Annotated in this window: 14 protein-coding genes; 6 read left to right on the top strand and 8 right to left on the bottom strand. The window is 63.5% G+C overall.

Annotated elements, in window-relative coordinates:
• Window positions 1-116 precede the first annotated feature (116 nt).
• Window positions 117-425 (top strand): putative quinol monooxygenase, encoded by a 309-nt coding sequence (locus AC1D0I_RS17070; protein ID WP_477396537.1) that lies wholly within the window; start codon window positions 117-119, stop codon window positions 423-425.
• A 27-nt stretch (window positions 426-452) separates the two neighbouring features.
• Here the strand turns inward: AC1D0I_RS17070 and AC1D0I_RS17065 are convergent, their stop codons facing one another.
• From AC1D0I_RS17065 to htpX, 3 genes are all read right to left on the bottom strand, one after another.
• A complete protein-coding gene (locus tag AC1D0I_RS17065; RefSeq protein ID WP_095084153.1) occupies window positions 453-2,177 on the bottom strand; it encodes a heparinase II/III family protein in 1,725 nt (574 codons plus the stop codon).
• 147 nt (window positions 2,178-2,324) lie between these two features.
• Complete coding sequence (locus AC1D0I_RS17060; protein ID WP_477396535.1) at window positions 2,325-3,713, bottom strand: RsmB/NOP family class I SAM-dependent RNA methyltransferase; 1,389 nt, start codon at window positions 3,711-3,713, stop codon at window positions 2,325-2,327.
• Entirely contained in the window at window positions 3,710-4,729 is a 1,020-nt protein-coding gene (gene htpX / locus AC1D0I_RS17055) for a zinc metalloprotease HtpX (protein WP_477396533.1), read from the bottom strand. The genes AC1D0I_RS17060 and htpX overlap by 4 nt, the downstream gene beginning before the upstream one ends.
• A 105-nt stretch (window positions 4,730-4,834) precedes the next feature.
• On the opposite strand from htpX, the gene AC1D0I_RS17050 reads away from it, so the two are divergent.
• Window positions 4,835-5,056, top strand: a complete 222-nt coding sequence (locus tag AC1D0I_RS17050; protein ID WP_477396531.1) for a DUF1674 domain-containing protein — start codon at window positions 4,835-4,837, stop codon at window positions 5,054-5,056.
• Window positions 5,057-5,147: 91 nt separating this feature from the next.
• Here AC1D0I_RS17050 and AC1D0I_RS17045 read toward each other — a convergent pair whose 3' ends face one another.
• On the bottom strand, window positions 5,148-5,819 hold the full coding sequence (locus tag AC1D0I_RS17045) for an HAD family hydrolase (protein WP_477396530.1): 672 nt from the start codon (window positions 5,817-5,819) through the stop codon (window positions 5,148-5,150).
• A gap of 167 nt (window positions 5,820-5,986) precedes the next feature.
• On the opposite strand from AC1D0I_RS17045, the gene AC1D0I_RS17040 reads away from it, so the two are divergent.
• From AC1D0I_RS17040 to AC1D0I_RS17030, 3 genes are all read left to right on the top strand, one after another.
• The gene (locus tag AC1D0I_RS17040; RefSeq protein ID WP_477396560.1) at window positions 5,987-6,856 is read left to right on the top strand and encodes a transglutaminase-like domain-containing protein; all 870 of its coding nucleotides are present in this window, start codon (window positions 5,987-5,989) and stop codon (window positions 6,854-6,856) included.
• A gap of 331 nt (window positions 6,857-7,187) precedes the next feature.
• Window positions 7,188-8,606 carry a TadE/TadG family type IV pilus assembly protein gene (locus AC1D0I_RS17035; RefSeq protein WP_477227619.1) on the top strand — a complete coding sequence of 473 codons (1,419 nt, stop codon included), beginning with the start codon at window positions 7,188-7,190 and terminating at the stop codon, window positions 8,604-8,606.
• Window positions 8,607-9,002: 396 nt separating this feature from the next.
• On the top strand, window positions 9,003-10,265 hold the full coding sequence (locus AC1D0I_RS17030) for a class I SAM-dependent methyltransferase (protein WP_477396528.1): 1,263 nt from the start codon (window positions 9,003-9,005) through the stop codon (window positions 10,263-10,265).
• Here AC1D0I_RS17030 and AC1D0I_RS17025 read toward each other — a convergent pair whose 3' ends face one another.
• Window positions 10,266-11,015 (bottom strand): MOSC domain-containing protein, encoded by a 750-nt coding sequence (locus AC1D0I_RS17025; RefSeq protein WP_477396526.1) that lies wholly within the window; start codon window positions 11,013-11,015, stop codon window positions 10,266-10,268. It abuts the gene before it with no gap.
• On the bottom strand, window positions 11,015-12,970 hold the full coding sequence (acs, locus tag AC1D0I_RS17020; protein ID WP_477396524.1) for an acetate--CoA ligase: 1,956 nt from the start codon (window positions 12,968-12,970) through the stop codon (window positions 11,015-11,017). Before acs ends, AC1D0I_RS17025 begins: the two co-directional genes overlap by 1 nt.
• A 317-nt stretch (window positions 12,971-13,287) precedes the next feature.
• Between acs and AC1D0I_RS17015 the strand changes: the two genes are divergently transcribed.
• Window positions 13,288-13,560 (top strand): usg protein, encoded by a 273-nt coding sequence (locus AC1D0I_RS17015; protein WP_457150557.1) that lies wholly within the window; start codon window positions 13,288-13,290, stop codon window positions 13,558-13,560.
• 161 nt (window positions 13,561-13,721) lie between these two features.
• Here AC1D0I_RS17015 and AC1D0I_RS17010 read toward each other — a convergent pair whose 3' ends face one another.
• Window positions 13,722-14,756, bottom strand: coding sequence for an aldo/keto reductase (locus AC1D0I_RS17010; RefSeq protein WP_477396522.1), 1,035 nt, complete (start codon window positions 14,754-14,756; stop codon window positions 13,722-13,724).
• 58 nt (window positions 14,757-14,814) lie between these two features.
• Window positions 14,815-15,996: an MFS transporter gene (locus AC1D0I_RS17005; protein WP_477396520.1), complete on the bottom strand. Its 1,182-nt coding sequence runs from the start codon at window positions 15,994-15,996 to the stop codon at window positions 14,815-14,817.
• Between the last annotated feature and the right edge of the window lie 46 nt (window positions 15,997-16,042).

Raw genomic sequence — 16,042 nt, 5'->3', positions numbered from 1 at the left:
GCCCGCGCCGTAGCACATGAGGCCCGGAAATCAAGCGTCGCGCGTCATTCGACGGTTTCATATGCAATTTGCCGGCCCCGGATATAGGCTCCTCTTCTCGTCAATGGAGGAAACTGATGGCATTTGTCCGTATTGGCCAGTTCACAGCGTTGCCGGAAACGACGGAGCAATTGCGCGCGATCTATGAAACCGAGGCGATCCCCGCTATCCGCGCCGCAAACGGCAATATCAGCGCGGTGCTGCTGCAGCAGCATCAAGCGCGCGACACTTTCATGGCAATCACCATATGGAGCACCGTCGAGGACGCAGAGCGCTATGACCGCAGCGGCCAAGCGGCGGCGATGGTCGACAAGATCCGCTTCGCCTTCGCCGGCCCGCCATCGCTCATCACCTATGACGCCTTCGGTATCTCGCAACAGGCTTGAGCGAGCCGACTGTTTTCGCGCGCCAGATCAGTTGTTCTCGGGATAGCCGGCGATGCTGGTGCGTGTCAGCTGCCAATGGACTTCGGCGACGTCCGAGGCTTTGAAGGCAAGCACGATCTGGCGGCTGCGGCGCGGGCCGCCAAGGCCGGCGAAATAGATCGATTCCTCGACCTCCGGCACCACTTCGCTGGAGGTGAACACCCAAGTGTCGGCCTGATCGCCGGCCAGGACCAGCCGATCGTGTTCGTCCTGCAGCAGGTTGACGTCGGGATGGACGTGGAAGCGGATGGTGACGAAGTCGCGGCCATTGTTGCGGATCGCCGCATTGCCGGGCCGCAGAAAGCGGTCCCTGCCGGCCAGCACGTTGCCGTTCTGCGACAGTTTCAGCTCGCGCTCATGCAGGAAGCCGAAGCGGGGGACATAGCCGTCATGGCGGGCGATGAAGCCTTGAATTCCTTTCTGGTCGGTGCGCTTGCACTGCACCTGTTGCGGCCCGCCGATCAATGGCGAGCCGAGCAGGTCGTTGACACGCAACGAATGGCTGAAGCGTGCCGACGAGGTATCGTTGATGGTGGCGGTCGAGTGCGCGGCGGTGGCGCGCGCCAGCGGCCGGAACTCGGCGACGCCATAGGTGTCGATGCCGGCGTTGACGATGTAGTGCTGGCGGCCGGACGACAGTTCGAAGGCGAGGCAGCCGGCGTGCGCGGCGTTGGACACGTCGACCGGCGGCGGCAGGCCGGTGTCGGCGATGACGGTGACGCCGCCCATCGACAGGCGCTCGTAGCCGGAATGCGGGGCATGCAGCAGCGGCGAGCCGGCGGTGTCGTCGTGACGCAGGATGGTGGCGATGCGATCGTGGATGGTGGCGCCCATGCCGTTGAAGCGGGCGAGGCTGCCGTCCTGATGACGGAAGAAGCGCAGCGCCGGCAGCATGCGGTCGATGGCGCCGATGAGGGCCTGCGGCGGCGTTTCGGCCTGGTTGGCATAGGTCTGGCGCAACGGCAAAAGGTCGGCGAGGATTTCCAGGACGACCATCGGATTGCGCGAAATGTGACCGCCATCGGCAAGGATCTGGCGGTCGAGCTCCGCGGCGAGGTTGCGGGTGGCGCCGCGCAGCGCCGATGCCGGCGCCGGCAAGGACAGGGCGGCGAAGGCCAGCGCGATGCGGGCGCGCAGCCTGTCCTTGCCATCCGGCATTTCGCGCGCCATCGACCTGAGGTAGCGGATCTGGACGGCAAGCGTCTTCAGGAAGGCGCGGTAGAAGGGGAATTCGGCGCCCTGCAGCACGACCGAGGAATGCTGCAGCCAGGCGATGATGCGCTTGGCCGTCGTGCCGGGCTCCCAGGCAATGCCGGAAATATGGCTGCCATGGATGGTGATCCAGTCGGAGACCAGCGCGCGGGCGTTGGCGGCGGCGAGCTCGGTGCCGGCGGCGCGCATGTGGCGCAGCCAGCGAAAGCCGTGCAGCGTCTTTTGCCAGCCGTGGTTGGGCACGTTGATCTGGAAGGGCGATTTGCCGCCGGTCTCGACCAGATGCCCCGACAGGGGATAACGGCCGTAGTAGATCTCGAGCGCGATCTGCGGGTCGGCCAGACGCAGGTCCGGCGGTGCGATCAGCACACGTTCGGGCGTGCGGCCGGAATAGCGCCAACGATAGATCGGCCCGGCACGCAAGCGCCGGCGCGTCTTGCGCCAGAACTCCTTCGCGACAAGCGTCCACAGACGCGTCGTGTTGCTGGCAGCAAGTGCCAAAACCCCTCCTGATCGTCCTCTACCCCGGCGCAAGTTTACATGATTGCACGACTCGTGCGAAGGCGAATTCCATCGGACGGCGCCGGCTCACCCGGTCCCGCCCGCGACTCTCCCTAAAAAAGTCAGCAAATCCCGGCGGTTAAATATTTAGCCGGCTCTGCGCATGCGGGCGGCGAAGAAGCCGTCGAGGCCCGAGCGTTCCGGCGCGCCGAGGTCCAGATCGGCGGGCGTGGTGCGCAATGTGCCTTGCGGCGTCAGGAACGGGTCGATGCCGGCGATCTGGCCTTGCCGCAGCGGATCGTCGGCTATTTCAGCCGTCCCGGCCAGAAAGGCGCGATAGAGGTCTTCGCCCTCGAGCGGGTCGAGCGAACAGTTGGAAAAGACGATCCTGCCGCCGGGTTTTACCAGCGTGACGGCGCGGGCGAGCAGCCTGCGTTGCAGGTCGGCGAGCTTTTCGACATCGGCCGCCGTCTTGGTCCATGGCACGTCGGGATGTCGCCGCACCGTGCCGGTCGACGAGCAGGGCGCGTCGAGGAGCACGGCGTCGAACAATTCCTTCGGCTCGTATTTGGTGAGGTCGGCCTGGACGATGTCGGCGGACAGGCCGAGGCGGTCGAGATTTTGCGTCAGCCGCACCAGCCGGTTCTTCGACGTGTCGACGGCGGTGACCTTGGCGCCGGCGAGAATGAGCTGCGCGGTCTTGCCGCCGGGAGCGGCGCAGAGATCGGCAACGCGAAGTCCCCTGACATCGCCGAACAGCCGCGCCGGCAGGCTGGCGGCGGCGTCCTGGACCCACCAGGCGCCGTCGGCAAAGCCGGGCAATTCGGTGACGGGCCCGGCAAGCTTTTCCACCCGAATTGTGCCGGTCGGCAGGACGATGCCGCCGAGCCGCTCGGCCCATAGTTCGGGATCGGCCTTGACTGAGAAATCGACCGGCGCTTCGTGCCGATGTGCTGCGAGAATCTGCCGGGCCTTTTCATTGCCGTAGGAAGCCTTCAGCCTGTCGGAGAACCATTTGGGCGCTTCGTCGGTGGCGGCAAGCGCGGCAGGCAACTCCGTTTCCTTGGCGCGCGCGAGCGTGCGCAGCACGCCGTTGACCAGGCCGGAAAAACGCACCGTGCGCGGATCTGATTTGGCGTGGGTCACCGCCAGGTCGACGGCGGCGCTGTCGGGAATGTCGAGGAACAGGATCTGTGCCGCCGCCACGTGCAATATGTGCGACAGGGCGGTGGCGTTGGGCGGCAGTGGCTTTTCCAGCCGGCGCGCCAGCAACCCGGTGATGGTCATGCGATAGCGCAGTGCGGTGACCAGGATGGCACGCACCAGGCCGCGATCGCGCAAGTCGAGCGCTCTGTACTGCGGGTGGCCGTTCTCGTGGTCGGTCAGCCCGTCGAGCGGCGTCCTGGCGTCGATGACGGCGGCAAGCAGGCGCGCCGCCGCCTTGCGGGCGGCGAGACCGGCAACGAAGTCGCCGCCATCCTTGTGTTCCTGATCGCCTGAAACTGTGCGTCGAGGTCCTCTGCCCGCCACGCTCACGACCACCGGCCTTTGGGCCCGGTCGGGTTGCGCCCCCACGGATTGGGCTTCGGTGCGGCCGGTTCCGCCGGCTGTTCAGGCCGCGCTGCCTGGTCCCATGGGCCCGATGGCCGCTGTTCGTCCGCCTGTTGCGGCATCGGCGCCTGGCGTGGTGCGCCCCTTGTGTCGCTGCCTTCCATCTGGCGCGCCATCGCCTGCAAGGCGGCGATGCGGTTTTCGGTGCTCGGGTGGGTGGAAAACAGACTGTCCATGCGCTCGCCGGAAAGAGGATTGATGATGAAGAGATGCGCCATTGCCGGATTGCGCTCGGCATCGGGGTTGGGAATGCGTTCGGCGCCGCGAGCGATCTTGTCAAGGGCGGACGCCAGCCAGAGCGGGTGTCCACAGATTTCGGCACCGCGCCGATCGGCCTCGTATTCGCGGGTGCGGCTGACCGCCATCTGCACGATCATCGCCGCAAAGGGCGCTACGATCATCGCCGCCAGCACGCCGACAAAGCCGAACGGATTGTTGTCGCGGTTGCCGCCAAGGAAGAAGGCGAAATTTCCGAGCATCGAGATGGCCCCGGCAAAGGTGGCGACGATGGTCATGGTCAGCGTGTCGCGGTGCTGCACATGGGCGAGTTCATGCGCCATCACCGCGGCGACTTCTTCATGGCTCAGCCTCTGCAGCAGTCCAGTGGAGGCGGCGACGGCCGCATTCTGCGGGTTGCGACCGGTGGCGAAAGCGTTCGGCTGCGGATTGTCGATCAGGTAGGTCTTCGGCATCGGCAGGCCGGCCTGTTGGGCCAGTGACTGAACGATGGCGTAGTATTCGGGCGCGTTCTTTTCGTCGACTTCAACGGCGCGGTTCATCGACAGCACCATCTTGTCGGCGTTCCAGTAGCTGAACAGATTGGTGCCGGCGGCAAAGACCAGCGCGATCATCATGCCGCCCGATCCGCCGATCAGAAAGCCAACGCCCATGAACAGTGCCGTCATCGCGGCAAGCAGCATGGCGGTGCGAAGTGTGTTCATCGTCTGCTCCTGTCCCTGTGGCGGTGAAAAGGGGTCGATCGTTGCGAGGTCATCGCTATATGATGGGAAACGCCAGTTCCTGTTTCAATCCGCCGGAAATATCGCATGAACGACGAGACCAGTAAAACCGATGCCGACCTTGGCCATGACGTCCAGCCAAAGGCGCTGACGCCGGAGGCCAGCCGTGCGCTCGCGGAAGCCGATGCAAGGCGCGTGAAATATCTGGAGAAGGAAGCCGCGGCGCCGAAGGAAATCGGCGGCCGTGGCGGCAAGGAACCCGGCCGCTACGGCGACTGGGAGGTCAAAGGCCTGACCAGCGATTTCTAATGCGCAAAAGTGACCTCGGTTTTGCGAYAACGACATGCACAACAAGAAGGCCTAAAGCGCGTYGCTTGAATCSGTYTCAACGCGACGCGCTTCAGGAAGCCGCCGCGCTTCGAATCTGCTCCAGACCAAGCTGGCCCTGGGCGTCGGTGACCGCCGTCAGGTTGCTGTAGTCAAAAATGGTTTCGTGCGGCGTCGCCATCTTGTGCTGATGCGTCACGGTGATCACCACCACCGTGGCGCCGGCCGCCTCGCCCGCCTGGATGCCGGGCGTTGCGTCCTCGAAAACCACGCAGTCGTGGGCGTCGAAGCCAAGCCGTTCGGCCGCCAACAGGAAGCAGTCGGGAGCAGGCTTGCCGTGAACCACGTCTTCCGCCGTGACCATTGTCGCCGGACGCGGGATGCCCGCCGCTTCGATCCGCACCAGCGCAAGCGCGAGCGGCGATGATGTTACGATGGCCCAGCGATCCGGCGGCAGCTCACCCAGGAATGCCGCGGCGCCGGCGATGGCATTGACCCCTTCGACATCGGCGATTTCGGCCCGTGTAATCTCGTTCGCCTCGTGCTGTGGGTCGATACCGGRAAGTGCCAGCCGGCGGACGGTCTCGATGGCGCGCCTGCCATGCATCGTTGGGAGGAAAGTCGCCACGTCGAGGCCGTGCCCCATCGCCCAATTGCTCCAGACGCGTTCCGCGGCCGCGGTCGAATTGAGCAGCGTGCCATCCATATCGAAGAGGAAGGCCGCGAATTTCTTGCCTGCGAACATGGTTTTCCTTGAATTGGGGGAGCGCTTATGGCGGTCGCCGAACCTAACGTCGCGGCGTCGGTAAGGGAAGGCACGAGGGCCACCTTTTCGATAGTCCCAGGGAACCACAGTCCGTCCTCTCGCGTTTGAACAAAACTGTTTTCCACGACGATCGAATGGGGACTGCGATGCTGATCCGGCTCGGCTACGAAATCGCCATTGAGTGCACCGCGGCCACCCCGGTGATTTCGCTGCTCGAGATCCACAGGGACAGGCAGGCCGACATAAAGCGGCAGACGCGGGTGCTGACGTCGCCTGCGGTGTCGACCAGGCTCTACCACGATCTCTACGGCAATGGCTGCCGCCGCTTCACCGCGCCCGCTGGCGGTTTTCGCATCCTTTATGACGCGGTCGTCGAGGACAGCGGCGAGACCGACGAAGTCAACACGCTGGCCAGGGAAGTGCCGGTGGCGGAACTGCCCGACGAGGTGCTCGGCTATCTCCTCGGCAGCCGCTATTGCGAGACCGATCACCTCAGCGGCCTGGCATGGCAGCTTTTCGGCCATGTCCCCTCGGGTTGGGCGCGGGTGCAAGCGATCGTCGACTATGTCCACAACCGGCTCTCGTTCGGCTACGGCTACGCGCGTTCGACCCGCACCGCGGCACAGGCGCATGACGAGCGCGTCGGCGTCTGCCGCGACTTCGCTCATCTGGCTATAACGCTCTGCCGCTGCATGAACATTCCGGCGCGCTATGTGAACGGCTATCTCGGCGACATCGGCGTGCCGGCCGATCCGGCGCCGATGGATTTCTCGGCGTGGATGGAAGCGTTCCTCGACGGCAAATGGTACGCATTCGATCCTCGTCACAACACGCCGAGGGTCGGCCGCGTCGTCATCGCGCGCGGCCGCGACGCTACCGACGTGCCGCTGCTGCACAGCTTCGGCCCGCATCGGCTCAGCCTGTTCAAGGTGTGGACCTACGAACAGGAAGGCAATTTGTTCAATCCGCCCTATCATGCCATCGACAGGACGGTCAGCGCGCAGATGCTGGCCTGATCTCTCGGTAGCCGGGCATGTGATCCGGCAAGTTTGACGCCCTGCGGTTTCTAACAGCTGGTCCGCTTCGGCACAGAAGCCCTGTGCCGCAACAGGACGTCATCGGGCATTGCGTGATCCCTTGGCTCAATCATGGTAAGCGGCTGGTAAACGAAGCCGGAAGAGTATTTTTCTATTTACCAGTCATTCACCTTTGCGCAGCTCTCAACCTAACAAAAACAATAGGTTGTTGGCGAGCGGCTGGACTTCTGTCCCTTACCGGCGTTAACCGGCCGGAATCCTGCATTGTCCTTCCTGCGGCGACGAGGCCGAGGCGAGTGGGGGCTGCAGGATGCGGAATTTCGGGGGTCTTGTTCACGCGGCTGGCGTCTTCGCCAGGCATCGCGATGGAAATTTCGCGGTCCTGTTCGGCCTGACCGCTTCGGTCTTGGCGCTGGCTGTTGGTTTTTCCGTCAACGTAACGCAGCTCTACAATGCCAGATCGAGCCTGCAGGGCGTGGTCGACGCTGCGGTCACGTCGACGGCTCGCGACCTGACGACCGGCGTCATCAGGGAAGCCGATGCCAACAGATCGGTGCAGGCCTTTCTCGATGCCAACAGCCAGGCAGGCATCCTGCAGGCCGACCAGATCGTGCTCGACAGGCTGATTGTCAGCAGGACCGCCAAGACCGTCCAGGCGGACGCCCATGTCGATGTCGCCCTGTATTTCCCGATGTTCAACATGGGTGGCACAAAGCGCGTCGCCGCTTCCACAACGGCGCTCTACTCGGACAAGACCATCGAAGTGGCGATGATGCTCGATGTGACCGGGTCGATGGGGCCGAACATCTGGGCCAAGACCAACAAGATCGGCGACCTGCAGATTGCCGCCTCCGGGGCTGTCAAGGATCTGCTGGACAACAACATCGATCCGAGAAATCCGCGTGTGCGTGTCGCGATTGTTCCCTACGCCGAAGCTGTGAACACTGGCGGTCTTGCTGACAGTGTCTTCGTCGAGGAGAAGGGTGGGCCGGACCTGCCGCCACCCTTGGATGCTCCGGTTTCGGTGTCGGTGATACCAGCGCCCGACAAATGCGCCACCGAACGCAAGGACAAGGATGGCTATGCCGACACTTCGTCCGACGGACCTTCCACGTCGCGGTGGGACAGCAACGGCAAGGAGTACCTGGCCAAAATCAATCGGGACGATCACATGAGAACCTGCCCGACGCCGGAACTCATCCCGCTGTCGGCCGACGAAGACAGACTGCTCGACACGATCGATGATTTCAGCGCGGCTGGCGTGACCGCCGGCGGTATCGCCGCGCAGTGGGGCTATTACATGCTTTCACCCTCTTGGCGCTCGACCATCGTCAACGCCGGGCTGGGTGCGGGTCCCGCCAATTTCGATAAGAGGAAAGTCGCCAAGGTCGCCATCCTGATGACGGACGGCCAGTTCAACACAGCCTTCGCCGGCGAGCGCGGCGCGCCAAAATCACAGAATGCCGGCCAGATGTCGCGCGACAATGCCGAAGGCATTTGCGACGACATGAAGCGCGTCGGCATCGAGATCTTCACGATCGGCTTCGATCTGAACGATCCAAACATGACGGCGACCGAACGGGACCAGGCAAAAAGCGTGCTCCGGGACTGCTCCACAGCGGACACGTCGTCGCTGAAGCACTACTACGAGGCAGCGACAGGTGCGGAATTGAAGCAGGCGTTCGACGACATCGTCCAGAACATCGAGAAGATCACCGTCACCAAATGAGCCGTTGAGCAGCGGACAGGTCCGCGGGTTATTTGTCCAAAAGGAAAAGGCCGCCGCTTCTCTCGAAGCCGGCGGCCTTCCGTGTTTCCGTCCGTGGCGCGGCCAATGGCGGTGACCCGTGAGGTCACCTACCGCGCATCTCGCGCCTTAACGGGAAGTCTGCTTCCCGAAAGTGCAATCCGCTGAGGCCACGTTCTGGAAAACGAAATCACTCGACATCGGATCACCTCCTTTCGATTTGTTGAACACACTGAGATGATGGGGTCTGATTTGGCAAATGGCAAGGCGTCACCCTCAAAAAGCCGGGTGTGTGTCTTTCCGGACATGGCCAGACGGGGTGGCTTGCGATCCGGGGGCAAACGGACAACATTGGCGCTCTGGCTTCGGGGAGGAAGCATGGACGCCACCGACAAGGCCGCGCGGATCGTTCGAACGGTTGTTGAAACGCTGAAGCCGGGCTTTGCCGTCAGATTGTGGACCGGCGAGCGGATCGGTCCCGCCGACGGTCCGGTGCTGGCCATCAACGACCAGGACATCGTCTGGCAATTGGCGCGCCGGCCAAATTTTTCGACGCTGCTCGAGATGTGGATTTCCAAGACGATCGACGTGGAGGACGGGTCGCTGTTCGATCTCTACGCCTTGCCCTCACAGGGCAAGCTGAGGTTGAAGGCGTTGCCGAAGCTGGCGATCCTGCGCGATCTGCCCGCAGTCCTGTTCTCGCGAAAGCAGATGACGCGCCGGGCCGATCTTGCCGGCCGCAACCCCTTCGTCAGCGGTTCGAACAAGCAGGCGATCGAGCATCATTACGATATTTCGAACGCGTTCTACGGGCTCTTCCTGGATGAACGCATGGTCTACACCTGCGCCTATTTCACCGATTTCGCCAACGGCATCGACCAGGCGCAGCAGGATAAGCTCGACCATATCTGCCGCAAACTCAGGCTGAAGCCAGGCGACCGGCTGCTCGACATCGGCTGCGGCTGGGGTGCGATGCTGATCCATGCCGCCAAGCACTATGGCGCCATCGGCCATGGGGTCTCTTTGTCGGAGGAGCAGACCCGACTGGCACGCGAGCGCATCCGCGCCGAAGGTCTCGATGATCGGATCACCATCGACATAAAATCCTATACGGAACTGAGCGGCAGCTACGACAAGATCTCGTCGATCGGCATGTTCGAGGCCGTCGGCCTCGCCAACCACGGCACCTATTTCTCGACCATCCATCGCTTGCTCAAGCCAGGCGGCATCTACCTGCACCATGCCATCACCCGACGCGGCAAGGGTAGCGCGAAGAAGACGCTGCGCAAGGGCGCGGAATACAAGGCGTTGATCAAATACATATTTCCCGGCGGCGAGGTCGACACCATAGGCATGACGCTCGGCAATCTCGAGGCGCATGGTTTTCTCGTCTATGACGTCGAAAACCTGCGTGAACACTATGCCCGCACCTGCAGGCTTTGGGCGGAACGTCTGCACGACCGGTTCGATGAGGCGATCGCCGAGGTCGGCGAAGCCAAGGCACGCCTATGGCTGCTTTACCTGACGGGCTGTTCGATCACCTTCGAACGCGCCTCGGCGCAGATTTTCCAGACCGTCGTCACCAAGCGTGCGCGGGGATCGAGCGGCTTGCCGCCGACGCGGGCGGATCTCTACCGGTGATCAGACGAATCGCATCGCAGCGCCGATTTCGACGCGGGCCGGTCGATCGACCGTGCAGTAGACGCCGAGATTGTGCGCGTTGTGGCGGACCAGATTGCGCAGGATGGCCGGGTCGTGGTCGAAACCATCCTGGGCGATGATGGTGAAGCCGCAGCGGCGGCAGGGCTCGGAGATGGTCAAGAGCAGATCGCCGATCGCCAGCTTGCGGCCGATCCATTCCGTCTCCGGGAACGATCCTTCGACCGGCGCCATGTCGACGACGATGTTGGGGCGGAAGCGGCGCGGATCAGGGACGCCTTCGGGGTGCAACGCCTTCAGCCGTGCCAGCGAAGCCGTGGTCAAAAGGTGGATCGGGGCCTTGCGGTAACGCTCGGCGGTCAACGGTCCGGAATAGCCGGGCGCCGCGTGTTCCCTCCGAAACGGCCGGATCGAGGCCGCGAAGCCGAGATAGGCGGAAACGGCGCGATCGCTTTCGGCTCCCGGTGCCGCCAGCCAGTCGCCGTCCGGAATGGCAACCTCCAGTTCGCGGGTTGGCGACAACCGGGTCTTGATGCGCGGCACTTTGTGCCATTTCGCATCGCGGTCGGGCCGCGCGATTTCGTTGTCGGTGGCATCGACGAGACCGAACATGCGGTCGCCGTCGATGCTTTCCTGATCCACCGAAATCGCGTCCAAGCGTTCGCCGGCGAGTGAACTCGCCGGGTAGCGCCAAAGCTCGGTGACCGAACCCACCGCGACTGTCGATTGCATCAGCTTTTCTTGTTCTGCCGGTTGGCGATCAGGTCCTCGACGACGGCCGGATCGGCGAGTGTCGAGGTGTCGCCGAGGGTCGAAAAATCGTCCTCGGCGATCTTGCGCAGGATGCGGCGCATGATCTTGCCCGAGCGTGTCTTGGGCAGGCCGGGCGCGAACTGGATCTTGTCGGGCGAAGCGATGGCGCCGATCTCCTTGCGGACATGGGCAATCAGTTCCTTGCGCAATTCCTCGCCAGTCTGTTCGCCGGCCATCAGCGTGACGTAGCAGTAGATGCCCTGGCCCTTGATGTCGTGGGGGTAGCCGACGACGGCCGCTTCCGAAACCTTGTCGTGGCTGACCAGCGCGGATTCGACTTCCGCCGTGCCCATGCGGTGGCCGGAGACATTGATGACGTCGTCGACGCGGCCGGTGATCCAGTAATAGCCGTCGGCATCGCGGCGGCAGCCGTCGCCGGTGAAGTACTTGCCCTTGTAGGTCGAGAAATAGGTCTGCACGAAGCGCTCGTGGTCGCCATAGACGGTGCGCATCTGGCCCGGCCAGGAATCGGTGATGCACAGATTGCCGTCGGCCGCGCCCTCCAGCACCTTGCCTTCGCCGTCGACCAGCTGCGGCTTGACGCCGAAGAAAGGCCGCGTCGCCGAACCTGCCTTGAGGTCGGTGGCGCCGGGCAGCGGGGTGATCAGGATGCCGCCGGTCTCGGTCTGCCACCAGGTGTCGACGATCGGCACCTTGCCGTTGCCGACGACGTTGAAATACCACTCCCAGGCTTCCGGATTGATCGGCTCGCCGACCGAACCCAGCACGCGCAGCGACTTGCGCGATGTCCTGGTGACATGCGCATCGCCGGCGCCCATCAGCGCGCGCAATGCCGTCGGCGCGGTGTAGAAGATGTTGACCTTGTGCTTGTCGATGACTTCCCAGAAGCGGGACTGCGACGGATAGTTCGGCACGCCTTCGAACATCAGCGTGGTGGCGCCGTTGGCGAGCGGCCCGTAGACGATGTAGCTGTGGCCGGTGACCCAGCCGACATCGGCGGTGCACCAGTAGATGTCGCCGTCATGGTAATCGAAGACATATTGGTGCGTCATCGAAGCATAGACGAGATAGCCGGCGGTGGTGTGCAGCACGCCTTTCGGCTTGCCGGTCGAGCCCGAGGTGTAGAGGATGAACAGGGGATCCTCGGCCTTCATCTTCTCTGGCTTGCATTCGGCTTTCACCGAAGCGACTTCGTCATGGTACCAGACGTCGCGGCCCGGCGCCCAGCCGACCTTGCCGCCAGTGCGGCGCACGACGACAACCTTGTTGACCATGACGAAATTCTTGGCGGCGATATCGATCGCCTTGTCGGTGTTCTCCTTCAGCGGGATGGCCTTGCCGCCGCGAAGGCCTTCGTCGGCGGTGATGACGAAGGTCGATTCGCAGTCGACGATGCGGCCGGCGAGCGCGTCGGGCGAAAAGCCGCCGAAGACGATCGAGTGGATGGCGCCGATGCGCGTGCAGGCAAGCATCGCATACGCCGCCTCCGGGATCATCGGCATGTAGATGGTGACGCGGTCGCCCTTCTTGACGCCGTGCTTTTTCATCACATTGGCGAGCCGGCAGACATGCTCGTAAAGCTCGTTATAGGTGATCTTCTTGTCGTCGTAGGGATTGTCGCCTTCCCAGATGATGGCGGTCTGGTCGCCGCGCTTCTTCAGGTGGCGGTCGATGCAGTTGTACGAGACGTTGGTCAGCCCATCCTCGAACCACTTGATCGAGACCTTGCCGTCGAAAGAGGTGTTCTTGACCTTGCTGAAGGGCTTGAACCAGTCGATGCGCTTGCCGTGCTTGCCCCAGAACTTGTCCGGGTTCATGACGCTGTCGGCATACCATTTCAGGTAGGTGTCATTGTCGATCAGTGCGTTTTTCTTCCACGCCGGCTGGACGCGATGGACATGAACCTCGGACATTCCTTGCTTTCCTCCCGAACCAATCCGCCGGCTTGAAACGCCGGCGGGATCGCGGCGACGCGGCCGCGAATTCGGCGGCATTATTACCAGTTCCTCCGTTACGGCAATATTAGACATTGGGTTTGCGCGGCGGGATGCCGCAGACAGACTTGCGCCGACTGTCAGCACTCAGGCGATGCCGCTGCTAACTGCATGTTTTCGCGCGGAAAACCCGTTCTTGATCAGGAAAAATCAATAGACAGTTAAGCAACAGCGCGCACAATCCAGCGTTGGGAGGAACGGAGACTCAACCAAGGGACCGTCCAAGGGGGACTGCAATGCACGACCATTCCGAAATGGACCTGATGCTTAGGGGATATGGCCTGACCACGGCCAAGATTCTTTACCATTTTCCCGATCATCCGCATCTGCTGCAGAGCTACATCTGGCAGGACTACGACATCGCTCCGAAGTTTCCGGTGCTGATCCGGTTCATCGAATTCTGGAAGACGAGGCTCGACGGCCCCCTGCATTCGGTTGTCTACACGCATCAGAAGCTGATCGCGCCGAACGAATGGCGCAAGGTCGACGGCGAGTTCGTGCTGCATTAGGTGTGCCGATATTCAGGTGAGGCCGGCCTGCGAATGGCTGATACCTGCGCTTCCGGTGCTCACGTACTTTACGCACGCTCCGCTCCGGTTCTCGGAAGCCACCATTCTCGACTCGGCCTGACCTGAATCTCGACACACCCCGATCCCGAACGGTTGATGTGTTAAACCGCCGGCGGGTTCAGCCGGGCGAAACCTTCCTGGCGGCGATAGGGGAAATATGGGTAGGGCGCGGTGACTTCGCTTGCCGCGTCGAGTTTCCCGATCTGCTCCGGCGTCAACGTCCAGCCGATGGCGCCGAGATTTTGGCGCAGTTGTTCTTCGTTGCGGGCGCCGATGATGACCGAGGATACGGTCGGGCGCTGTAGCAGCCAGTTGATGGCGATCTGCGGCACCGTCTTGCCGGTTTCTTCGGCCACCGCGTCGAGGGCATCCATGACCCGGTAGAGATGCTCGTCCTCGACCGGTGGGCCGAAGCTGGCGGTGTCGTGCAGCCGGCTCTTGTCCGGCAGTTTTGCTCCCCGGCGGATCTTGCCGGTCAGGCGGCCCCAGCCGAGCGGGCTCCACACCAGCGCGCCGACGCCCTGGTCGAGGCCAAGCGGCATCAGCTCCCACTCATAGTCGCGGCCGACCAGCGAATAGTAGACCTGGTGGGCGACATAGCGCGGGTAGCCGTGCCTGTCGGCTTGCGCCAGCGACTTCATCACTTGCCAGCCGGAGAAGTTGGAGACGCCGACATAGCGAAGCTTGCCCGAGCGCACCAGCTCGTCCAGCGTCGACAGCACCTCCTCGATCGGCGTGCCGGCATCGAAGGCATGCAGCTGCAGCAGGTCGATGTAATCGGTGCCGAGCCGCCTCAGCGCATCGTCCACGGATTTGATCAGCCGCGAACGCGACGAGCCGTAGTCGGCCGGTCCGTCGCCCATCGGCAGCGCGGTCTTGGTGGAGATGAGCACCGCATCGCGGCGTCCTTTTATCGCTTCGCCAAGCACTTCTTCCGACGCGCCGTTCGAGTAGACGTCGGCGGTGTCGAACAGATTGACGCCGGCTTCGAGGCAGATGTCGACCAGCCGCCGCGCTTCCCTGGCGTCGCTGTTGCCCCAGGCGCCGAACAGCGGGCCGGAGCCGCCAAAGGTTCCCGCGCCAAATGAGAGTGCGGGCACTTTCAGGCCCGATGCACCGAGACGTCGATAGTCCATTTTCGTGGCTCCTGGTGATTTGGAAAGGGATGTCGAAGGCGATCCGGTTTTGCCGGCGTTACGAGCGGACCGAGACAGGCTCGCCGATCGTAGGGCTGCGATCGAGACGCAGTGCCAGTCCCGCCACGGCGAGTGCGGTGAGCGGCAGCAGGGCGGCGATCCAGGTGAGCGAACCCAAGCCGAGGCCCTGGGCGATCACCGCGCCGCCAAGCCAGGCGCCGGCGGCGTTGCCAAGATTGAAGGCGGCGATGTTGAAGGAAGAGGCAAGGCTTTGGCCCGCACCTTGCGCCTTTTCCAGCACCCACATCTGCAGCGGCGCCACGGTGCCGAAAGCGGCGGCACCCAGCAGGCCGACATAGATCACGGCCATTACCTGGCTGTGGATGGCGAAGGTCATGGTTGCGAGCACCAGGGCCAGCACCACGAGGCTGCCCAGCACGGCCGGCACCAGCCAGCGATCGGCGACCTTGCCGCCGGCGAGATTGCCGGCGATGAGACCGCCGCCGAAGACGAGCAGGATTGGCGACACGGCGGCTTCGCCAAAACCGCTGATCTGGGTCAGCAACGGAGCAATGTAGGTGAAGACGGCGAAGACGCCGGCATAGCCGAGCACGGTGGTGGCGAGGCCGAGCAGCACGGGCGTGCGGCGCAGCACGGCGAGGTCGGCGCGCAGGTCGCTCTTTTCGGGCGCCATCTGGCTGCGTGGCACCAGAGCCAGGATGACGGCGAAGGCCGCCAGGCCAACCACGGTTACCGCCCAGAAGGTCGCCCGCCAGCCAAAGGCCTGGCCGAGCCAGGTGCCGAAGGGCACGCCGAGGATGTTGGCGATGGTCAGGCCGGTGAACATCAGTGCGATCGCCGAGGCCTTCTTGTTGGGTGCGACCAGCCCGGTGGCGACCACCGAACCGACACCGAAGAAGGTGCCATGGGCAAAAGCGGTGATGACGCGGGCGCCCATCAGCGTCCAATAGTCGGGCGCTAGCGCACAGGCGAGATTGCCAAGCGTGAAGATCGCCATCAGCGCCAGAAGCACGGTCTTGCGCGGCCAGTTGCCGGTGGCGATGGTCAGCAAGGGCGCGCCGATGACGACGCCGAGCGCATAGCCCGAAATGAGCTGGCCGGCGGCCGAGATCGAGACGCCGAGATCCTTACTGACGTCGAGCAGCAGGCCCATGATGACGAATTCGGTGACGCCAATGCCGAAGGCGCCGGCGGCGAGGGCGTAAAGAGCAAGAGGCATGGCGATTTCCACTTCAATGAGGAAGAGCGCCGTCCCGCGCCCCGAC

The sequence above is a fragment of the Mesorhizobium sp. P2_D1 genome, assembly GCF_056404455.1.
This window is presented reverse-complemented; position numbering and strand designations above follow the sequence as displayed.

What these genes read in the sequence shown, in the direction of transcription:
- AC1D0I_RS17010 (WP_477396522.1), bottom strand. Translation starts at nt 14,756, where the DNA reads ATGGACTATCGACGTCTCGGTGCATCGGGCCTGAAAGTGCCCGCACTC.
- AC1D0I_RS17025 (WP_477396526.1), bottom strand. Translation starts at nt 11,015, where the DNA reads ATGCAATCGACAGTCGCGGTGGGTTCGGTCACCGAGCTTTGGCGCTAC.
- AC1D0I_RS17070 (WP_477396537.1), top strand. Translation starts at nt 117, where the DNA reads ATGGCATTTGTCCGTATTGGCCAGTTCACAGCGTTGCCGGAAACGACG.
- AC1D0I_RS17015 (WP_457150557.1), top strand. Translation starts at nt 13,288, where the DNA reads ATGCACGACCATTCCGAAATGGACCTGATGCTTAGGGGATATGGCCTG.
- AC1D0I_RS17035 (WP_477227619.1), top strand. Translation starts at nt 7,188, where the DNA reads ATGCGGAATTTCGGGGGTCTTGTTCACGCGGCTGGCGTCTTCGCCAGG.
- AC1D0I_RS17050 (WP_477396531.1), top strand. Translation starts at nt 4,835, where the DNA reads ATGAACGACGAGACCAGTAAAACCGATGCCGACCTTGGCCATGACGTC.
- AC1D0I_RS17030 (WP_477396528.1), top strand. Translation starts at nt 9,003, where the DNA reads ATGGACGCCACCGACAAGGCCGCGCGGATCGTTCGAACGGTTGTTGAA.
- AC1D0I_RS17005 (WP_477396520.1), bottom strand. Translation starts at nt 15,996, where the DNA reads ATGCCTCTTGCTCTTTACGCCCTCGCCGCCGGCGCCTTCGGCATTGGC.
- AC1D0I_RS17040 (WP_477396560.1), top strand. Translation starts at nt 5,987, where the DNA reads ATGCTGATCCGGCTCGGCTACGAAATCGCCATTGAGTGCACCGCGGCC.
- htpX (WP_477396533.1), bottom strand. Translation starts at nt 4,729, where the DNA reads ATGAACACACTTCGCACCGCCATGCTGCTTGCCGCGATGACGGCACTG.
- acs (WP_477396524.1), bottom strand. Translation starts at nt 12,970, where the DNA reads ATGTCCGAGGTTCATGTCCATCGCGTCCAGCCGGCGTGGAAGAAAAAC.